Consider the following 19,442-nt stretch of genomic DNA (forward strand, 5'->3'; position numbering starts at 1 on the left):
TGATGTCGTTGGTCGCGCCTATCGTCTTGACGAGGTTGGTGCCAGTGACGGTGAAGATGTGGGTGGTGCCGTCATACGTTGCTGACGTGATCGTGGGCGCAGTCACATTCGAGACGGTCACGGCATTACCGGTCAGGTCGGCACTGGAGGTGGTGGTGGCGTCCCAGGAAGCCGCCGCCGCGAGATTAAAGGTGGTGGTATCAACCGCTGAGGTACCGTTCTGGTTCAATATGCCGTTGATGGCGAGCTTGTCGGCAGCGTTCAGGGTGACGGCAAAAGCCGTGGCACTGCTGGCGGTGACGTTGGCCGTGGTCAGGGTGAAGGAACCGGCCTGACCTGTGACGGACAGTTTGGATACATCGATGGTGTCACCACCGACGATGTTGACGGCAGAGACACTCAGGATGCCGGTGGCGGCATCGTAAGTCGAACTCAATATGCTTGGTGCGGCATTGGAGACGGTAATACCATTGCCTGTCAGGTCGGCGATGTTGCCACCAGTGATGACGCTATCCCAGTCATCGGCAGCAGCGAAGTTATAAGTAGTGGAGCTACTGGCCGAAGACGTGCCGTTTTTATTGAGAAGGCTATCTACGGCTGCAATATCCGCACCAGCCAACGTAAAGGTAAAGCTGGTGGCAGATGTGACTTCGACATTGCCAGTGGTGGACAGTGTACGTGTCGCGCCGCCTTCACCGGTAATCGTCAATTTGGATATCGTCACATCGTTTGTTGCGCCGATGGTTTTAACGAGATTGGTGCCGGTGACGGTGAAGACGTGGGTGGTACCGTCGTAGGTCGCTGACGTAATCGTGGGTGCCGTGACGTTGGAGACGGTCACACCGTTACCTGTCAGATCGGCTGAAGTGGTGCGGCTGGCGTCCCAACTGGCGGCGGCAGCCAGGTTGAAGGTTGTCGTATCAACGGCTGAGGTACCGTTCTGGTTCAATATGCCGTTAACCGCCAATTTGTCGGCAGCATTCAGGGTGACAGAAAAAGTCGTCGCACTGCTGGCGGTGACATTGGCGGTGGTCAGGGTGTAGGAACCGCCCTGACCTGTGACAGACAGTTTAGATACATCAATCGTGTCGCCCGTGATCATGTTGGCACCGGTGACAACCAGGCTACCGGTCGACGCATCGTAAGTGGTGCTGATGACAATCGGGGCAGCATTGGAGACGGTAACGCCATTGCCGGTCAGGTCGGCGATGTTGCCGCCGGTGATAATACTGTCCCAGTCATCGGCGGTGGCGAGGTTGTAAGTCGTGCTGCCGATTGAAGAGGTGCCGTTCTTGTTCAGGAGCGTATTGACACCAGAAATGTCGGCACCGCTCAGCGTCAGACTGAAGCTGGTAGCACTGGTGATTTCAACATTCGATGACGTCGATAAAGTATAGGTTGCACCACCTTCGCCGGTAAAAGTCAGTTTGGAAACGGTGATGTCATTGGTTGCCCCCACCGTCTTGACGAGGCCGGTGCCGGTCACGACGAGGACATTAGTGCTGCCGTCAAAGGTGGCTGAGGTAATGGTTGGGGCAGTAACGTTCGATACAGTGACGGCATTGCCGGTTAGATCGGCCGCACTGGTGCGGCTGGCATCCCAACTGGCGGCGGCAGCCAGGTTAAAGGTCGTGGTATCAACCGCAGACGTGCCGTTTGCATTCAATATGCCGTTGATGTTGAGTTGGTCGGTGGCATTTAATACAACCGTAAAGGACGTCGCACTGGCAGCTGTAACATTGGCAGAGGTCAGGGTGTAAGCGCCTGCCTGGCCACTGATGGACAGTTTTGATACATCAATAGTGTCGCCAGTAACCATGTTGGCTCCGGTGACGACCAGCGTGCCGGTTGCAGCATCGTAAGTGGAACTGAGGACGACTGGCAGTGCATTCGAGACGGTGATGCCATTGCCAGTCAGGTCGGCAATATTGCCACCAGTGATGAGGCTGTCCCAGTCATCGGCAGCAGCGAGGTTGTAGGTGGTGGTGCTGATTGATGAGGTGCCGTTTTTGTTCAACAGGTTGCTGACACCAGCAATGTCTGCGCCGGACAAGGTCAGGCTAAAGCTGGTAGCGGAGGTGATTTCAACATTCGATGATGTCGACAGCGTATAGGTCGCGCCGCCTTCGCCGGTGATGGTCAGTTTGGAGATCGTAATGTCGTTAGTCGCGCCCACAGTCTTGACCAGGCCAGTGCCGGTTACAACGAATGTATTAGTGCTGCCATCGAAAGTTGCTGAGGTGATCGTAGGGGCGCTTACATTGGAGGCTGTGACAGCGTTGCCGGTGAGATCGGCCGCTGCGCCTGCGGTCACATCCCAGTTTGTCGCAGCAGCCAAATTGAACGTCGTCGTGTCAACTGCGGATGTACCGTTTTTGTTTAAGATGCCGTTGATATTGATTTTATCAGTGGCGTTCAGGACAACCGTGAACGAGGTTGCACTCGATGCCGTTACGTTAGCTGTTGTCAGGGTATAAGAGCCAGCCTGACCTGTCAGCGACAGTTTGGAGACGTCGATCACGTCGCCAGCTGTCAGACTTGTGCCCGTCACAACCAAGGTGCCGGTACTGGCATCGTAAGTGGCATTGGTGATGTCGGCGGGTATCGCTATGGAGGTAAACGTCCAGGTCGAATTTGAGCTGATACCGTTATAAGTATTGCTGCCACTATCCTGGAAGGCACCGCTGTCAATCAACACGTAGTAACCAGTGTTACCTGCAAAAGTGGCCGTAGGGTTAATGGTGACCTTGCTGTTTGCACCGCCCGTACCAGAGCTGAAAGTTACTTTGGCACCGTCATTTGCCGCGATGGTTTCAAGTACGGCATTGTCGGACTGACGGTAAATAACAATATTCTTTGCCGCAACCGCTGTCACTGCTGTACCAAATTCTATGCTGAGATTGTAATTTGAAGGCACATCAATCGCGCCCTTGTTGGGGGATACTACACCGGCAAAATCAAAGGTGTTATTGTCGCTGAATTCGTAGGCACCGATATCTACCGTACCCCCACGTCCGGCACCGCGTGCATCGGTCGTGGGCGCGCCTGTGGTTGTGCCAGCACTGATTGCCGTGCTGCCGGCTGCAATGGAGATAGTTTTAACTGCACCACCGTTGAATGCCAGCGAACCTAAAGCGCTGCCTAGCGTGGTAATTGTTCCTGTAAGTGAATTTGTAGCTGAAGTGCCAGTTCCTATCGTGGTAAGAACGATGTTATTACTACCAGACAGGGTTGAGTTGGTTGCAACAAAGGCATCTGTATCGTTAGTACTCGCATTGGTGCTGGTGTTGTTGGCAATGATGGTATTTTTAATTGTGACACTGCCAGACGTATTTCCCCTGAGGTAGAGGCCCCCACCCCCACCGTTAGCGTTGTTTGCGCCATTAAACGAATTGCCGACTATGGTGGAGTTCACGATCGTAGTGGCGCCACTTCCTCCAATGGCGATACCGCCGCCACCTCCGCCAGCGTTTCCTGAGCTGCCTGTCGTATTATTAGCAATTGTCACATTCGTCAAGGTGGAACTTGTACTTGAGAATATGGCTGCTCCACCGCCGTACCAACCATGATTGTTGCCAGAATTTCCGCTTATAGTAGTGTTGCTGATCGTAATTTGAGCGCCATTGGCATACAGGCCTGCGCCGCTTCCACTCGAGTTTGTTGCGTTTGCCGTATTATTCGAGATTGTGCTATTGCTAATGGTTAGATTTGATGTTGAATGTGAGAAATAAAGCCCTGCACCCGTTGCTGCTGTTGTGCTGTTTGTAATAACTACATGATCCAGCGTTAGCGATCCTGAGTAAGTAAAATTGATCGCACCGCCAGAACCCGCACTTTGACCATTGGTAAGCGTCATTCCTGAGAGCGATAGGGGGGATGTGTTTTGTGCTCCAAATGAACCAGGTCCATTAAAGATTCTTGAGCTATTGTTACCACTGATAGTCAATAAATTCTCTCCAGCACCAATGATGGTCAATGCGTCACCAGCTGTTGGCGTTGCTGAATCAACGTTGATCTCGCCACTCGTTAAGGTGAGTGTCGCCGCCCCACTCGCAAACAGTGCCGGGTCAAAAACAACGGTGTCAGCTACACCATTTCCAGCCGCGGTCGTAATTGCCGCCCGCAACGATCCTGCACCCGTATCATTGAGATTGGTAACCTTGATCGTCGCCAGATCATATTGATATTGCTGCGCGCTGATGGCCGTCGTTTCTACCGTACCAGCGTGATACTCCAGTGCCCAGTCACCGTGTACACCTGTGTCATTGGTTGACGCAGCAACATCTGCCCCGGTCGCTTTTGCCAGTTGATTGACAAAGCTGCTGCCAGTGTCACCTTTGGCGACATCACAACCGTACAGCAAAATATCTGCCCCGGGTGCCAGTGCCTTATGAATGGCAGCCATGCTGGCCTGATAATCATTCAGGTTATAGGATGACAACATGGTATTGCCGAGCACCAGGAATCCTTCACCACCATGCGAGACGATATGGACAGCAGAGATGTCTGCCTTGCCTTGCAGAGCATCGGCCATTTGCTGTACGCCATTTTTCAGCGGATCGAGTGTGATGACTTCAGTGCCGGGCTTGAGGTTGCCAATCAGGCCTTGCCAGTTTTGCAGCGTGGTATCAACAAATACCACTTCATGCGGGCCTGCCTGTGCTGGTGTCGGGGCTAATGCAGGAGCAGAGGTGTTTACAGTTGTCTGTGCCGGTACCAGTGCAGTTGCGGCCATTGGTACGGGGGCAGCGGCAGCAACTTCCGTCACTGATGGCAGCGGGTTGCTTGCCGTAGACGCGACATGATCATCATCCTGCGCTTGAGTATTGAATGGTTTGTTAGATTGGATCATGATCAGTTTCCTGTCGCTGTCGGAACAAATTTGGCGGTAATTACATTGGCGCGGCTACCTGCTGTGTCTTTCCAGAAAGACAGCTGGCTGTATTGATGAAACAAATCCGGTGGCAGTATGGTGTCGCGGCTCTCGAAGCTGACTGCTGGCCTGACCTTGTGCAGGCCACGCATGCCTAGCGGCGCATCAAATTCTGGTGCGTCATACTGGATATTCTGGAAATCATGTTCAAACGGTTCTGCACCGATAAAGTCATAAATCAGGGGCATCACTTTTTGCGGTGCCTGCGCCAGCAAGTCATAATCGATGAGCAGCATGGAGCAAGCGTGTTCGCTGTAGAAGGCACTTTTTAGCGCAGCCCAGGGGTAACCCACCATGCGGTTGCGCAGGGCCAGGGTTTCTACCCGGCTATATACTGTGGCGCGTTCATTGTCGTCATTGAAGAGGCGGGTGATTTCATACGGGTCAGCCGCATATTTGCGCTCTATGCTGTCCATGACCCAGGCCACATTGCGTACACAGGCAATCACTTTGGAACCAGGGAACTGGTCCATCAACATCGGCATATGGGCAGTCCACATGCGGTTGGTATCAAACACCACGCTCTTGTCAGCATGCTCGGCATAATACGAATCAAACAAGCCACGTACCAGGCGCTTGCGTTCTGGCTTGGTGATGACGGGGCCGAACTCCGTGCCAGCGCCAAACTGATGCAGCATGCTGGTATATAAAGTACCAACCGGGCTGGTCATGCCTGCATGAAAACGCGGATTTTGCAAAAGCAGTGCCGCCAGCAAGGTAGAGCCAGAACGTGGCAGGCCAGAAATGAAGTGATAAGTTGCAGCTGTCATAAAGTACGGAATTCCCTGGCATAGGAAAAAAGTTGATTGATCGCATCAGGGAGTGCTGTCTGATTGGTATCAATGACGCAGTCTGGGCAAACCGGTGCTTCATATGGCGCAGAAAAGCCGGTCAATTGCAAAGCAGGATCATTTAGGGCCTTTGCATACCAGCCTTTGGGGTCGCGCTGTTGGCAGACATGCAAAGGTGTGGCGACATGGGTTTCTATAAAACGCCGCGTACCGACGATTTCTCTGGCCAGGCTTCTACCGCTGATGGTGGGGGATACCAGTGCAACAACGGCATAAATACCATTGCTGTTCAACAGCCGGGCCATTTCTGCGGTGCGGCGGCTTTGCTCTTCGCGGTCAGCAGGACTAAAACCCAGGTCACGCGACAGGCCCTTGCGTAATTCATCACCATCAAGAACGCAAACTGGCAGGGCATGCGCACGCAACCTGTCTGCCAGCGCCATAGCCAGGGTGGTTTTGCCTGCACCTGGCAGGCCACTTAGCCACCAGGTCTTTGCTGCGCCCTCGTATTTGTTGGAAAGAGTTTCTATTTGCATCTGATCACGCATCCGACCGCCACCGATAAGCCTAAAAACATCGGGAGTCATTGATGCCCGATACGAGATACTGCAAATTAAAAGCTGACTGCTCATTCGCAAGCAAAAGATACTCTTATTGCCGCATGCCAATATTTTTCCCGTGAAGGGATTTAGGTTTATAGAAATCAGCTATTTTGCAGATATCGTATCCTATGAAAATATCAAAAACATAACTGAGATATTAACATCTAAATACGCAAAAATGACAATTTTCACTGCTTTCTTGCCATTTATTTGAGCAATAATTTCTTTGGGAAAATTTTATCAACTGAAGAATGCCTGATAAAAAATACACAGGCTGCCATCTTCATGCCTTTGCTTGTCCTGCCCTTTGGCATAGTCGGGCATTACTGGCGACATGAGCCAGACATTACGCCCCATTTCAGGATGATGAACAATGTAGTTGTCTTGCGAAAGCAGTTTGGTACCAGTGCCGGAAAATATCAGCAGCAAAGGCGTGGGGAAATTATCAGGTAAGCCGCGACGTGGTCTTTCATCGACTTCTTCAAGTGTCGCTTCTATGTCACCAATCGAGGTTTCTATGCGGAATATGTCGCCGATGTAGGAGTTGAGTTGCTCTTTAGAAAAGGTCATGGTTTTAATTGGTTAAAGTTTCACTTGCAAGAACGTACAAGCATAGGCAGGATGATAATCATGTTATTTTAATCATCTTGGGAGTGCTTGTGTACAAATTAACTGGCGAGCGTCAATTACGACCGCTAAGGGAGAGTGATCAGGTTTTTCTGGATGATTTATATGCAAGTCGTCGTCTCGATTTACAGCAACTTCCCATGGCTCCAGTGATCGTGGCGCAAATGATCAAGATGCAACAGCATGTGCAGATGTCAGGCATACAGCAACATTTTCCTGAAGCGCAACATTTCATCGTGGAAGAAGCAGGCCAGCCTGTTGGCCGGGTGGTCATTGATGCCGGCACCTCTGATTTGCGCCTGGTTGATATCGCGATGATGCCTCAGGCGCAGCGCAAAGGTATCGCCAGATCGGTATTGCGGGCGATGCAGGAAGAAGCACTGGAAAATAATTTGAATATCAGCCTGGCCGTTGAAATACATAACCAGGCTGCTCGTGCCCTCTACCTGCAAATGGGGTTTTTTGTACAAGGCAGTGACGGCTTGTTTGAGCAAATGCACTGGTATAGCAGTTCTGATAAGCAGCATGTAGCAGACAAACAGTTGGGTACTCAGCATGTTACTGCCTAGCCGTTATCTGAAACTGCCATTTTCTTTTGATTTGCAACGCCTGCGCGCAGAACTGGCGCAGCTTGAGGCCTCAGAATGGATCAGTCATTTCAATACCAATGCCTATGAAAACAACTGGCTCTGTCTGCCTTTGCGTTCTGTCGATGGGCGTATTGATCACATCATACCGGTCAATGAAGGCCAGTTTCAGGACACCGTTTTATTGCAGGCAAGTCCTTATCTGCAAGAAGTGATTACTTTTTTTCAGTGTGAAAAAACCTCAGTGCGCCTGATGTCGCTGGAGGCCGGTGGCATCATTAAAGAGCACCGCGACGAAGGCACATCCCTTGAGGACGGTATCACCCGTCTGCACATTCCCATTACCACCACAAGTGACGTCCTGTTCCGCATTGATGGTGAAGAGGTGCATTTTTCTGCCGGTGATTGCTGGTATCTCAATGCCAGTTGCCTGCATGGAGTACGCAACCCCAGTGCTTATGCGCGAGTGCATCTCATGCTGGACTGTGTCAGCAATGCCTGGCTGGAACAGGTGTTTAACGATGCTGGCTGGGTTGCCAGGCCAAAGCCTAAATATCATGACCCTGCAATCAATGATGACAACGTGCTTGATGTGATCGCCCAGCTAAGAGCTGGCGGGCAGATTGCTGGCAACAATATTGCCAATCAACTGGATGCGATCAGGTTGGGGCAAGGTGCATAAATGCTGGCAAGCTTGAAGAGAATGTTGTCGTCTTATGGCGATTGAACAAGGTTTTGCCGCCGAAGAGCGCGCCCTGATACGTGGCAGACAGGTTGATTATCATACCCTGCCATCCATGCTGAACTGGTTTCCAGTGGCGATGTCCGTAAATGCTGAAACGCTGTGGTGGCGTTATATGGGAGAGGAGCGGTTTTTGGCTTCTTTTTTCCAGGACAGCCTGGCAGCACAAAGCTATGAACAAAAACAGGTTTGTCATACACCCCTGCTGGCTTTGAACGACATCATAGACAAACTAGATTGTGTGGCGCCGACTGCATTTATTTTCCATGTATCACGCTGTGGTTCCACCTTGCTGACACAAATGCTGGCTTCACTGAACCAATGTATCGTGCTATCAGAACCACCGGTGCTGGATGCATTTTTTCGCGCTTATCATGCTCATCCGGATATGGTAGATGCGGGGCAGATTTTCCGTCAAATCATCGCGGTAATGGGGCAGCGCCGTCATGCTGACGAAAAACATTTCTTTATCAAATTTGATTGCTGGCACTTGCCCTGGCTGGATTTCATACGCAAGGTATTTCCTGATTTACCCTGCATTTTTTTATACCGCCAGCCAGTAGAAGTACTGGCTTCGCATCAGCGCCAACGCGGGCCGCAAATGATACCTGGCCTGGTGGATACCACGCGTTTGCGACCCGACACAGCACATTTGTCACCGAATGATTTTGATGGTTATACCGCAGCGATGCTGAGCAGTTTATTTCGTACCGGGCTTGATAATTTGCTACCTGCGCGTTTGTATTTACTGAATTACGCACAATTGCCTGGTGTCGTATGGCAAGACTTGCTGGTACTTTTCAACATTGATTGCGGATCTGCGCAATTGCTGAGGATGCAAACCCGTTCAGGCTTGCATTCAAAAAACAGGCACCTGTCGTTTACCGGCGATGTTTCTGCCATGCAAACTGAAGACACAATGACAGTTCATGCCAAGCTTGAACAAGTTAATCAGATTTATGAAGATCTGGAAAAATTACGCACAGGGATTTAATGTTGCCATGTCACAATGACGTAACAAATAAGACACAATTTCTATCAATTACAAGATGTGTTTTTCTCATAAGGATTGTAGAATTGGTTTGCTTTTTTTGAAATTTCTTGTTGGATATTCAATGAGGCCAGGAGCAAGCGGGATAGTTAATCCCTACTTAAACTAAAATTTGGATTGGAGTAAGCAATGGATGCATTCATGGGTACCATTATGGCTGTAGGTTTTAATTATCCACCGCGTGGCTGGCTATTCTGTAATGGGCAAATTGTATCTATCGCCCAGAATTCGGCAATGTTTGCGCTGCTGGGTACTATGTACGGCGGTGATGGTCAAAGTACTTTTGGCATTCCGGATTTGCGTGGACGTGTTGCAGTTGGTTCACAGGGTCAGGGTCCAGGTCTTGCCAATGTTGCACAAGGTGAGAAGGCCGGTACGAACAATGTTACAGCCATTGCCACAGGTACTGGTAGTGTGACTTTGACAGTGGCAAATCTGCCGTTGCATACGCATACTGCGACTCTCGATCTGACTGGCGTTTCAGGTAATACTACGATCAATGTTGGTACTGGCACAAATGGTAGCCTGCCCATTGTGGCAAATAATGGCGGTTTGACTAATACCGCTGGCGGAGCGTCTGGCGCAGCTATTTTCTTGCCTGCTGGCACAGCACCAACTGCCCCGATTGCCCTGGGTGGCGTTACAACAGCCATAACAGGTACCGGTACAGTAACCAATGCCAATACGGGCTCTGGTACACCTACAGCGTTCCCGGTTACAACTTCATCGACAAACTCTGTCATGCAGCCTTACCTTGGACTGAACTACATTATCGCGATGGAAGGTATCTTCCCATCCCGTAACTAAGTTTTCGTCTGCTCGTAAAAATGGCGCATTGATTGCGCCATTTTTTACGCCTGCTGCAATCGCCCGCCAGATACCCGTTCTATCCCTGCCAGATCACGCCAGCTTTGCACTTCTGTAAAATCAGCCTGCTTTAGTAAGGCGCATACTGCTTCGGCCTGGTCATAGCCATGTTCGAGCAAGATCCAGCCACCTCTATGTAAATGCAGATGGGCTTTGCTGATCAGATGACGGTAGGCTGTCAGCCCGTCGGCATGATCAGTCAGGGCATCGACGGGTTCAAAGCGCAAGTCGCCTTGCTGCAAATGCGGATCCTGTTCGACGATGTAAGGTGGGTTGCTGACCAGGGTGTGAAATTTTTCACCGCCCAGCCCTTCGTACCAGTTACTGCGAAGCAGGCGCAGACGCCCGGTATCAAGATGGCGTCTGGCATTCTTTTCTGCGACTGCAAGTGCCGCAGCACTGATATCCACGGCACTGACTTGCAGATCAGGTCTTTGATGCGCAAGCGCTATGGCTATGGCACCTGAACCGGTGCCCAGATCGAGCAGGCTGGAATTGGCAGGCGCATATTGCAGTGCCAGCTCTACCAGCAGCTCGGTATCCGGACGGGGGATCAGGACGTCGGATGTGATATGGAAATTCAATCCGAAAAATTCGCGTTCCTGCAAAATGTAGGCAACGGGCTCGCCTTGCAGGCGGCGTTGGAACAATATATTGATATGTTGTAACTGCCCGGCATCAAGTGCTTGCCCTGAACGGGTGATCAGTTGCGTGCGTGTCAGCCCCAGCCCGTGCATGAGTAACAGGCGGGTATCAATGCGCTCCAGTGGGCTGGCATTTTCACATTCGGCAATGCTGATGCCGGGGTGTAGCCAGTCCAGCATCAGCGTGAAGGGCCAAACATGCCGCGCTGGGTTTTCTGATTGCGGATAAACACAAACAACAGGGTCAGGATGAAAATGCTGAACCAGATCGCCGCCCAGGCTGGCAGCGACAGACCCAGGGAAGGCGGGTAAGGTGTTTCGCATAAACCATCAGCCCTGAACATGGTCGGCCATATTTGTGCCAGGAAAATCTTGTTCAGACCAGTTTCCAGTGGGTCTATGCCGCAAGACAATTCCGGGTTGGCCAACACCCAGATATGCTTGCCTGCCACACCCACACCAACCATGGCCGACAGCAAGGCCAGCCCGGTGGTGATTCTGTGCCACAGGCCCTGGGTAGCAACAGCGATCAGGCAAAAGATGGCGATGAATGCGAACGCATAGCGTTGAAACACGCACAATGGGCAAGGCAGCATTTTTTCAACGATTTGCAAATACAGGGCAGCGCCCAGCAAGGCGACGCAAACACTGGCAACCGACAACAGGATTTTTTTCGACAGATTCATGGTAAGTGCAAATGAAAGAATGAGAATAGGATGCTGACCACAGGTTTTAGTTCAGTATCCCTGGCGCCCGATTATATTTTTACCGCCACATGCAAAGCGCCAATGCGCTTTTGCGCCTCTGCTCAATTTACCGCCTGCGGCCGATACTGGCAGCGAGTATGTGACATATCCATGCAGTTGTGCAATAAAAACATGCGGCAATGATAATTTAATAGACAAATGATGTTTATCAGGAGGTTGATCAAATACCATCATCACCTAATTCTGCCAGCAGTTCTGCCTGGTGTTCTGCCACCAGTGCATTGGTCAGTTCGCTCAAATCGCCATCCATGATGAAATCGAGCTTGTACAGGGTCAGGTTGATGCGGTGATCGGTCATGCGGCCTTGTGGATAATTGTACGTGCGTATGCGCTCACTACGGTCACCTGAACCGATCAGGCTTTTACGGGTTGCTGCTTCCTTGGCCTGTTTTTCGCGCAACTGACCATCCATGATGCGCGTGGCCAATACTCGCATGGCTTGTGCCTTGTTCTGATGCTGGCTGCGGCCATCCTGGCATTCCACCACGATACCGGTAGGGATATGCGTCAGGCGAACTGCAGAATCAGTCTTGTTGATATGTTGGCCGCCGGCACCACTGGCACGGAAGGTGTCGATGCGCAGGTCAGCATTGTTGATGACGACATCGGCCAGTTCATCCGCTTCAGGCATGACCGCAACCGTGCAGGCAGAGGTATGGATGCGCCCCTGCGTTTCGGTTGCAGGCACACGTTGTACACGATGGCCGCCCGATTCAAATTTCAGTTTGGAATACACACCCTGACCAGCCAGCCGCACGATCACTTCTTTATAACCACCAAGTTCGGATGGCGATTCTGACATGATCTCTGTCTGCCAGCGATTGCGCTCGGCAAAGCGCATGTACATGCGCAGCAAATCGCCAGCGAACAGGGCGGCTTCATCGCCTCCTGTACCGGCGCGGATTTCCATCAGGATATTGCGTTCGTCATTCGGGTCTTTCGGCAGCAGCATTTTTTGCAAATCGCTCTCCAGCGTTTGCATGGTGGTTTTTGCAGCTTCGATCTCATCTTGTGCAAAAGCTTTCATGTCAGGATCGTTCAACATTTCCTGTGCTTCGGCGGTGTCGGATTGTGCCTGTTTATAGCTGTTGTACAAGGCGACCAGCGGGTCCAGTTCGGCATGCTCGCGGTTGAGTTTGCGGTAACTGTCCATGTCATTGGTGGCACCTTCCTGCATCAGCAGGTGGCCGACTTCGTCCAGACGTTCGGCAAGCTGGTCAAGCTTGTGTAGCATTGATGGTTTCATACGATGGCAGGTTTGATAGGATTGGGTATGAAGGGAAACATAAGTATTCCCCGGACACAGGCACGCAAAGCGGCCAGAAACGGCAGCGTGAATCGCTAACGCTTGGTGCGGAAAAGTTGTGGCAGCAGGGTGGCCAGACGCGCGCGTTCGTCGCCGCTGGCCTGGTGCAAAGCCTGTTGCGGGCCATGCAGGAATTTTGCCGTGATGCCTTTGGACAAGGCCTCCAGTACGACATCGATGTCTTCGCCACGCGCCAGCATTTTACGTGCACGTTCCAGTTCCATCAGACGCAGCTGTTCGCTGCTTTCATGCAAATCCTGTATCACCGGCACGACGGCGCGGCCATCTATCCAGTGCATGAAAGACTGTACGCGGGTTTCGATAATGGCTTCTGCCTGGGCAACGGCAGCTTGCCGGTTTTCCAGGCCTGACTGTACTACTGTACCCAGGTCATCAACGGTATATAAAAATACATCATCGAGCTTGGCAACTTCGGGTTCGATATCGCGCGGTACGGCCAGATCCACCATGAAGATGGGGCGGTGTTTGCGTGCTTTGACCACACGTTCAACCAGACCCAGGCCAATGATAGGCAGGGAAGATGCCGTGCAGGAAATGATGATATCGAATTGCGCCAATTGCTGGGGCAGGTCCGCCAGACGTATGGCTTTGCCGTTGAAGCGGTGCGCGAGTGTTTCGCCACGCTCCAGCGTGCGGTTGGCGATGGTCAGTGATTTGGGGTTTTGTGCCGCGAAGTGAGTTGCGCACAGTTCTATCATTTCACCAGCACCGATAAACAGCACGTGCTGATCAGCGATCTTGTCAAAAATACGCTGTGACAGGCGCACGGCCGCCGCCGCCATGGAAACGCTGTGCGCACCAATCTCGGTGGTGCTGCGCACTTCCTTGGCAACTGCAAAACTGCGCTGGAACATCTGGTGTAAGTAAGTGCCCAATCCGCCTGCGGCCTCGGCCTGGCGTACCGCATCTTTCATTTGACCCAAAATTTGCGGCTCGCCCAGTACCATGGAATCGAGGCCGGAAGCGACGCGAAAAGCATGTCTTACCGCATCATCCTGTGGCAGTGTGTACAGATGCGGGCGTAAATCGGCGTAGGGTAACTGATGGAAATCAGCCAGAAAATAAGCCGCTGCATCTACCGCATTGCTGCCAGAACAAGCCGCATACAGCTCAGTGCGATTGCAGGTCGACAGAATGGCAGCTTCATTGCCATGCATGGTCACTTTGCCATCACGGCCAAACCAGGCACGGGCGGCCATCACCGCCTGAGCAATTTGCTCAGGAGAGAAGGCGACCTTTTCGCGCAGGGAAAGCGGCGCGGTCGTGTGGTTGAGGCCAACGGCAGACAGTTGCATGCAAATGGAATGGGGAAAGAATCAAGTCGTCATTATAGCGCGTTGACCGAGCATTTTCTGCGCTGCCAGTGATTGAGCTATATCAAGAGCATACGCTTATTTTGAAAAATTAGCATATGGACATCATTTGATGTGTTGCTCTTTTGTTGGTTTTTGTTGCCCTTTGTGTTCTTGCTGATTGCGCATTATGCTGATGTTGTTGTCAATCAAGTCAGATCAGCCGGTATCCTGATATGGAAAGTCGTGCCTTCATTTGGGGCACTGGTGAAGTCTATTTTTGCCTGATGCCTGTCCAGTACGGCTTTGACAAACACCATACCCAGGCCAACACCATCGCTTTTTGGCTGTTCGCCTGTCTTGAAACGCTGGAAGCGCTGGAACAGCCTGGCCTGATCTGCCCTGGTGATGCCATAACCCTGATCCTTGATCGAACAGACGATGATGGCATCCGCCAAGTGTTGCTCGCTTGTGAGAGTGCAGGTGATGGTTGTATCTTTGGGGCTGTATTTGATGGCATTGGACAGCAAATTGGTCAGCACCCTGGTCATCAGCGAGCGGTCAAGCAGGACAGGGAATTCTTCTTCCTGTATCTGGGTGACGATACGGATATTCTTGCTTCTTGAAAGCGACCACATTTCTTCTGTTGCCACCAGCAGGATATCCTGGAAATCGGCTTCTTCAAAACGGTAATCCTGTGATTCGGCCCGCGCCAGCTGGACAAAATTATCGGCCAGCCCCAGGGTGGCGCGCGAGGCTTTTTCTATCCGGGACATGAATTCTATCTGTGACAATGCCGTGCCCGGGTCTTTTTGCAATTCCAGCAGGGCCAATATGCTGGCTTGCGGTGCCCGCATATCATGCGAAATGAAATGCAGGGTTTCATCACGGCTGCGCTCTGCCGCACGTATGCTGGTAATGTCGACCAGACTGACTATCCACCCTACCAGCTGTTTTTCACCGTTATAGCAGGGTGCGCTTTTGATCAGCAGATCCCTGCCTTGCGGGTCACGCACTTCTATGCCCTGCGACATGCTTTTGGTGTGTTTGATATCGAGAATATTCCACCAGCTAAAGCTGTTGTCTTGCCCGTATTCGGTATTTTGCGGGTTCGACATGGTGGCAAACAGATACGGCACCAGGGCATCGTTCACCTTGGGTATGCCTATGCTGGCAAAATAGCTTTGGGCAGGCTGGTTTGAGAGCAATACATTGCCATCAGTCGTGGTCACCAGAGTGGCATCAGGCAGGCTGGCCAGGCTGTCGCTGACGAACTGGCGCAAGTCGCGCACCCTGTCCACCGCTTCACGCATGGCATTGATGCTTTGTTCCAGCGTGTCAGTCAGGGCGCGCGCAGGTTGCTCGTCATCTTCATCAACGAATTCCGGCAACAGATGCGGCTCTTTGTCGAGCACCCTGAATTCTTCACCCAGAAAGCGGATGGCAGCTTCCAGCCTGCGCCAGCTCCATAAGGGGTAGGCAATGACCAGCGCCAGCAAGCCGGCAGTTGGTGGTGCCCAGTAACCAAGGTAGCGCAGACTGGCCCAACTGCCCACCAGCGTAACGACCGCGACACTTGCTGTTGCCAGCAAGGCTTTTCTGGGCGACATCAACTGGTAAGCCAGCAAAGCCACTGCCACGGCCAGTAAATTCAGGAGCAGGTTATACGTCAGTGGGGCGGGTGTGATACTGCGGTCATCAAGCAGGGCAGCCAGAATGTTGGCATTAATTTCCACACCGGAAATCATGCCCTCGTTACCAGAAACCGGGGTGGGAAAGGAGTCGGCCATGGCGCTGGCAGTTGGCCCTACCAGTACATATTTATGTCTGAAGAAATCAACCGGTACTTCACCCCTGAGCACCGACACATAAGGCACTGAGCGGAAATGCCCGCTGCTGCCAGCGAATGGTATGTGCATTTGATAATCGCGTTGCCAGGTGCCCGCTTCTGGCGCGGCATTACGCAAGGCCGCACTTAAGCGTGCGCCCGGCAGATTGGTTTCGGTACCAGGTGTAATCTGCTTGCCGATATCAGCCAGTGCCAGCGAAAAATGTGGCCACCATTCGCCATTCATGCCTTCGCGCAGAAAGATGCTGCGCACGACACCATCTTTGTCGATTTCCAGGTTGATATGAGCGAGCTGGCGCGCAGCGCTGCTCAATACGGGAATGGGACGCACCGTGGTCAAGCCTTTGCCGGCATTTTCTGATATCAGCGGCAAGACCACATTATTGCTTTTAGTTAGTGCGTCAGCCAGTAACTGATCACCATTGACAGACTGTTCGCTGCTGCGCTCTTCGGCTTCGACAAAGACAAAATCCATGCCTATTGCCAGTGCTTGTGCTGCGCTGAGTTGCTTGATCAGTTCGGCATGGCGTTGTCGTGGCCAAGGCCATTTGCCCAGTTCGCTCAAGCTGTGGCTGTCTATGCCGACGATGATGATGTCATCCCGCTCTGGCCGCGAATTCAATTGCATCAGGCGGTCATACAGAACCAGGTCGGCACGTTCCAGCGTCTTGTAAAACAGCAGACCAGCGGTGAACAGCAAAATCAGGATGCTCAGAACCAGCCACTCGCGCAGCGCTATTCTTTCCACCTGAAAGTTGCCATTCATTATATTGCGCAAAATAGCTCGCCTGTTTCCCTGGTCAATTCAAGATGAATCAGAAATTCGTACCCACGGCACCACCACTGCTATTGATCGGTGTGCCGTCACTGCTGGTCCAGCGTGGCCGCAAGGTGATTTTTTGTGTAGCTGTGAACGGGCTGACATAACCATCCGGGTCAGTTGAGCGGACGCGGATGAAATATTGGCCGGCAGCAGGGCGGGTAATTTTCAGTTCTGCCTGATCGAGGTCCTTGCTCAGGTAGATGTTCTTGAAATCGGCATCCATACTGATCTGTATCAGGAATTTTTGCCCTGGTTCAGACGCCCAGCTGAAAGACAGCTGGTTGCCGTCCCCATCGCCCGGTAGCGCCAGGCTGGTGACCGGCAAGACCACGAATTTTTGCACATCACTAAAAGGGCCGTGATCGGCTTTGCCATCTTTTTGCGCAATGGTGGCAACCCGCCAGTAATAAGTGCCATCGGCTGGCCTGGTTGTGCTGAACTGTACTTCTTTCAGATCAGTCTTATCCACCACCAGATTCTTGAATTCTGCATCCCTGGCCATTTGCAAATGATACGCAAGGGCGTTGCCAGCTTCGGTCCAGGCGAAATCCAAGCTTTCTGCACGCAGCTTGTTTTTCGGTTGAACTGTGAAAGGTGGTTCTGGCCTTGCTTTCAGTGTCACCGCCTTGACCAGAGGCAAGCCTTCGAGGCCGGCTTTGTCGATGGCGGTAAAGCGTACAAAGTAATTGCCGTCAGCAAAACCATCGAATTTGAAGCGATTTTCCTTGAAGCGGTTTTCTGCCAGTACGTCGAGTATCTCTTTATCTTTGGCAATCTGCACATGATAGCCAGCGGCAGACGCATTGGTTTCAACCTGGAATTGCAGGGTAGGACGTTCTTGCAACAGGTAACTGTCGCTTAATTGTGGTGGCGGCAGCAGATCGACTGGCTTGCCGACGCCAGTTGCACTGATGATATTGCCTTTGCCGGATGTGAGTACCAGCTCGTCCGGTTTTTTTACATTGGTGTTGCTGACTGCCACGCCACCTTCCAGTACCTCATTGGCAATGCCATCGTCGTTCACGCCGACGCGGAAATTGGTACCCCGCACGCCCGCCACTGCCAGATTGGTGCGCACCTCAAAGCGCCCCTTATTGCTGACCAGTGAAGACACACGTGATTCGACCTTCCCCTGCAAGAGGTTGATTTCTGTTCTCGGGCTGCCTGTATATTTGGTCTTGCGCAATTTGGCCAGGCTGACCTGGCTGTTGGAGGGGATCGAAACCCTAGACTCATCTGCCAGTGCCAGCGTCAAAAAGCCATTTTTATCCGTGGTGATCTGCGTGCCTTCCCTGATTACGGCTCCTAAAGTCAGTACGCCGGATTTTCCATCAGCGGCCTTGAACTGGGGCGTGCCCGTCATGGCGATGACACGCGCTTCACTATCCTCTTCGGGCAATAATTCCAGTGGTATCAATATGGCGGTGCCGATGGGGATCGCCCTGTCGTCGTCAATCTTGTTACGCTTGCCGATGATGTGCCAGTTCAGCGCCTTATTCGTATAGCGTTTGGAGATGGCGGACAAGGTATCGCCCTGTACCGCGAAGTAAGTCATATCTGGTGGCGTGCTGATAAAACTGCCAGGCTCACCTGTGGCGCTTGCGCTTTTAGCGGCGGATGCCAGCAAAGGCGCTGTCAGGGCAAGACTGAAGAATAATGGTAACAGCAGGCGTGATGATGTTTGTCGCAGGAGCGATGGGCGGGCTAGTCTCATGCGGGACTCCTCGTAGGGTGGTACATTCCGGGCGCAGATGTGCAGGCCCGGAAGTTTTTATTCTGGGGTCATTTGTTCCAGGCGATAACCGTAGCTATAGACCGGTGCCAGGCGATAACCGTTTTCCGGGCGCAATTCCAGTTTGCTGCGTACTCTGGAAATATGTGTATCCATAGTACGGGAGGGGATATCAACATCACGCGACCATACCGCTTCGAGGATATAGGCGCGGGAAAGTGGACGACCAAGATTGCGGAACAGCAGCAGGGCCAGATCAAATTCTTTTTGTGTCATCTCTACTGGTACATCATTGACGCTGACACGACCGGCTCTGGTTTCAAATTTATAGATGCCAAATTGCAGATGCTCAGACGCCGTCTGTGTTGGGTAGGCGCGACGCAGCAAGGCTTGCACGCGCGCTACCATTTCACTGCGGCGTATCGGTTTGATCATGTAATCATCCGCACCTGCGGCCAGACCAGCGACGATATCGTCTTCACCAGAACGGCTGGTCATGAACAACACCGGCAAGGTCGGCGACAGTTTCTCGCGCACCCAGTGCAAAATCTCGGTACCGCTCAGGTCTGGCACTTGCCAGTCCAGTATCAGCATGTCGTAACTTTCACGACGCAACTGATGCAGCATCTCTTTCCCGCTTAGGAAAGGGTGAGTGGTATGGCCGGCAGCATTCAATATGGTGCAGACCAGTTCGAGCAGATTATTGTCGTCGTCAAGTACAGCGATTCTCATGGAGTGTTACCGTTGAAGGCCGGCAAATAGAGTGGAATAACTTCCATTATATCGAAAGCAAGTGAAAAAATAAGTA

15 protein-coding genes are annotated in these 19,442 nt (G+C 52.1%); 4 read left to right on the forward strand and 11 right to left on the reverse strand.

Features of this window, described 5'->3' with window-relative positions; genetic code table 11:
• The 4 genes from ACO0LH_RS26175 to ACO0LH_RS26190 form a co-directional block, all read right to left on the reverse strand.
• On the reverse strand, positions 1–4,852 hold a 4,852-nt coding region (locus tag ACO0LH_RS26175), incomplete at its 3' end, for a DUF4347 domain-containing protein (protein WP_422944091.1).
• Between the two features lie 2 nt (positions 4,853–4,854).
• Positions 4,855–5,703 (reverse strand): sulfotransferase, encoded by an 849-nt coding sequence (locus ACO0LH_RS26180; RefSeq protein ID WP_422944092.1) that lies wholly within the window; start codon positions 5,701–5,703, stop codon positions 4,855–4,857.
• The gene (cysC, locus tag ACO0LH_RS26185; protein ID WP_422944093.1) at positions 5,700–6,260 is read right to left on the reverse strand and encodes an adenylyl-sulfate kinase; all 561 of its coding nucleotides are present in this window, start codon (positions 6,258–6,260) and stop codon (positions 5,700–5,702) included. The genes ACO0LH_RS26180 and cysC overlap by 4 nt, the downstream gene beginning before the upstream one ends.
• A 306-nt stretch (positions 6,261–6,566) precedes the next feature.
• Positions 6,567–6,896: a DUF6916 family protein gene (locus tag ACO0LH_RS26190; RefSeq protein WP_422944094.1), complete on the reverse strand. Its 330-nt coding sequence runs from the start codon at positions 6,894–6,896 to the stop codon at positions 6,567–6,569.
• 89 nt (positions 6,897–6,985) lie between these two features.
• On the opposite strand from ACO0LH_RS26190, the gene ACO0LH_RS26195 reads away from it, so the two are divergent.
• From ACO0LH_RS26195 to ACO0LH_RS26210, 4 genes are all read left to right on the forward strand, one after another.
• Positions 6,986–7,522, forward strand: a complete 537-nt coding sequence (locus tag ACO0LH_RS26195; protein WP_422944095.1) for a GNAT family N-acetyltransferase — start codon at positions 6,986–6,988, stop codon at positions 7,520–7,522.
• Positions 7,509–8,222 carry an aspartyl/asparaginyl beta-hydroxylase domain-containing protein gene (locus tag ACO0LH_RS26200; RefSeq protein ID WP_422944096.1) on the forward strand — a complete coding sequence of 238 codons (714 nt, stop codon included), beginning with the start codon at positions 7,509–7,511 and terminating at the stop codon, positions 8,220–8,222. The genes ACO0LH_RS26195 and ACO0LH_RS26200 overlap by 14 nt, the downstream gene beginning before the upstream one ends.
• 34 nt (positions 8,223–8,256) lie before the next feature.
• On the forward strand, positions 8,257–9,276 hold the full coding sequence (locus ACO0LH_RS26205) for a sulfotransferase (RefSeq protein WP_422944097.1): 1,020 nt from the start codon (positions 8,257–8,259) through the stop codon (positions 9,274–9,276).
• Between the two features lie 198 nt (positions 9,277–9,474).
• Complete coding sequence (locus tag ACO0LH_RS26210; protein ID WP_422944098.1) at positions 9,475–10,140, forward strand: phage tail protein; 666 nt, start codon at positions 9,475–9,477, stop codon at positions 10,138–10,140.
• Positions 10,141–10,184: 44 nt separating this feature from the next.
• On the opposite strand, the gene prmC is transcribed toward ACO0LH_RS26210, so the two are convergent.
• The 7 genes from prmC to ACO0LH_RS26245 form a co-directional block, all read right to left on the reverse strand.
• Positions 10,185–11,024 carry a peptide chain release factor N(5)-glutamine methyltransferase gene (gene prmC, locus ACO0LH_RS26215; protein ID WP_422944099.1) on the reverse strand — a complete coding sequence of 280 codons (840 nt, stop codon included), beginning with the start codon at positions 11,022–11,024 and terminating at the stop codon, positions 10,185–10,187.
• A complete protein-coding gene (locus ACO0LH_RS26220; protein ID WP_422944100.1) occupies positions 11,024–11,530 on the reverse strand; it encodes a disulfide bond formation protein B in 507 nt (168 codons plus the stop codon). Before ACO0LH_RS26220 ends, prmC begins: the two co-directional genes overlap by 1 nt.
• A gap of 241 nt (positions 11,531–11,771) precedes the next feature.
• Positions 11,772–12,857 carry a peptide chain release factor 1 gene (prfA, locus tag ACO0LH_RS26225; RefSeq protein ID WP_422944101.1) on the reverse strand — a complete coding sequence of 362 codons (1,086 nt, stop codon included), beginning with the start codon at positions 12,855–12,857 and terminating at the stop codon, positions 11,772–11,774.
• 95 nt (positions 12,858–12,952) lie between these two features.
• Positions 12,953–14,233, reverse strand: a complete 1,281-nt coding sequence (gene hemA, locus ACO0LH_RS26230) for a glutamyl-tRNA reductase (protein WP_422944102.1) — start codon at positions 14,231–14,233, stop codon at positions 12,953–12,955.
• Between the two features lie 206 nt (positions 14,234–14,439).
• Entirely contained in the window at positions 14,440–16,845 is a 2,406-nt protein-coding gene (locus ACO0LH_RS26235; protein WP_422944103.1) for a CHASE2 domain-containing protein, read from the reverse strand.
• Positions 16,846–16,894: 49 nt separating this feature from the next.
• Positions 16,895–18,616: a FecR domain-containing protein gene (locus ACO0LH_RS26240; RefSeq protein WP_422944104.1), complete on the reverse strand. Its 1,722-nt coding sequence runs from the start codon at positions 18,614–18,616 to the stop codon at positions 16,895–16,897.
• 57 nt (positions 18,617–18,673) lie between these two features.
• Positions 18,674–19,366 (reverse strand): response regulator transcription factor, encoded by a 693-nt coding sequence (locus tag ACO0LH_RS26245; RefSeq protein ID WP_422944105.1) that lies wholly within the window; start codon positions 19,364–19,366, stop codon positions 18,674–18,676.
• Between the last annotated feature and the right edge of the window lie 76 nt (positions 19,367–19,442).

It is taken from the genome of Undibacterium sp. TJN19, from assembly GCF_049339485.1.
Lineage (GTDB): Bacteria > Pseudomonadota > Gammaproteobacteria > Burkholderiales > Burkholderiaceae_D > Undibacterium.

What these genes read in the sequence shown, in the direction of transcription:
- ACO0LH_RS26180 (WP_422944092.1), bottom strand. Translation starts at nt 5,703, where the DNA reads ATGACAGCTGCAACTTATCACTTCATTTCTGGCCTGCCACGTTCTGGC.
- cysC (WP_422944093.1), bottom strand. Translation starts at nt 6,260, where the DNA reads ATGCAAATAGAAACTCTTTCCAACAAATACGAGGGCGCAGCAAAGACC.
- ACO0LH_RS26190 (WP_422944094.1), bottom strand. Translation starts at nt 6,896, where the DNA reads ATGACCTTTTCTAAAGAGCAACTCAACTCCTACATCGGCGACATATTC.
- ACO0LH_RS26200 (WP_422944096.1), top strand. Translation starts at nt 7,509, where the DNA reads ATGTTACTGCCTAGCCGTTATCTGAAACTGCCATTTTCTTTTGATTTG.
- ACO0LH_RS26205 (WP_422944097.1), top strand. Translation starts at nt 8,257, where the DNA reads ATGGCGATTGAACAAGGTTTTGCCGCCGAAGAGCGCGCCCTGATACGT.
- ACO0LH_RS26210 (WP_422944098.1), top strand. Translation starts at nt 9,475, where the DNA reads ATGGGTACCATTATGGCTGTAGGTTTTAATTATCCACCGCGTGGCTGG.
- prmC (WP_422944099.1), bottom strand. Translation starts at nt 11,024, where the DNA reads ATGCTGGACTGGCTACACCCCGGCATCAGCATTGCCGAATGTGAAAAT.
- ACO0LH_RS26220 (WP_422944100.1), bottom strand. Translation starts at nt 11,530, where the DNA reads ATGAATCTGTCGAAAAAAATCCTGTTGTCGGTTGCCAGTGTTTGCGTC.
- prfA (WP_422944101.1), bottom strand. Translation starts at nt 12,857, where the DNA reads ATGAAACCATCAATGCTACACAAGCTTGACCAGCTTGCCGAACGTCTG.
- hemA (WP_422944102.1), bottom strand. Translation starts at nt 14,233, where the DNA reads ATGCAACTGTCTGCCGTTGGCCTCAACCACACGACCGCGCCGCTTTCC.
- ACO0LH_RS26235 (WP_422944103.1), bottom strand. Translation starts at nt 16,845, where the DNA reads ATGAATGGCAACTTTCAGGTGGAAAGAATAGCGCTGCGCGAGTGGCTG.
- ACO0LH_RS26240 (WP_422944104.1), bottom strand. Translation starts at nt 18,616, where the DNA reads ATGAGACTAGCCCGCCCATCGCTCCTGCGACAAACATCATCACGCCTG.
- ACO0LH_RS26245 (WP_422944105.1), bottom strand. Translation starts at nt 19,366, where the DNA reads ATGAGAATCGCTGTACTTGACGACGACAATAATCTGCTCGAACTGGTC.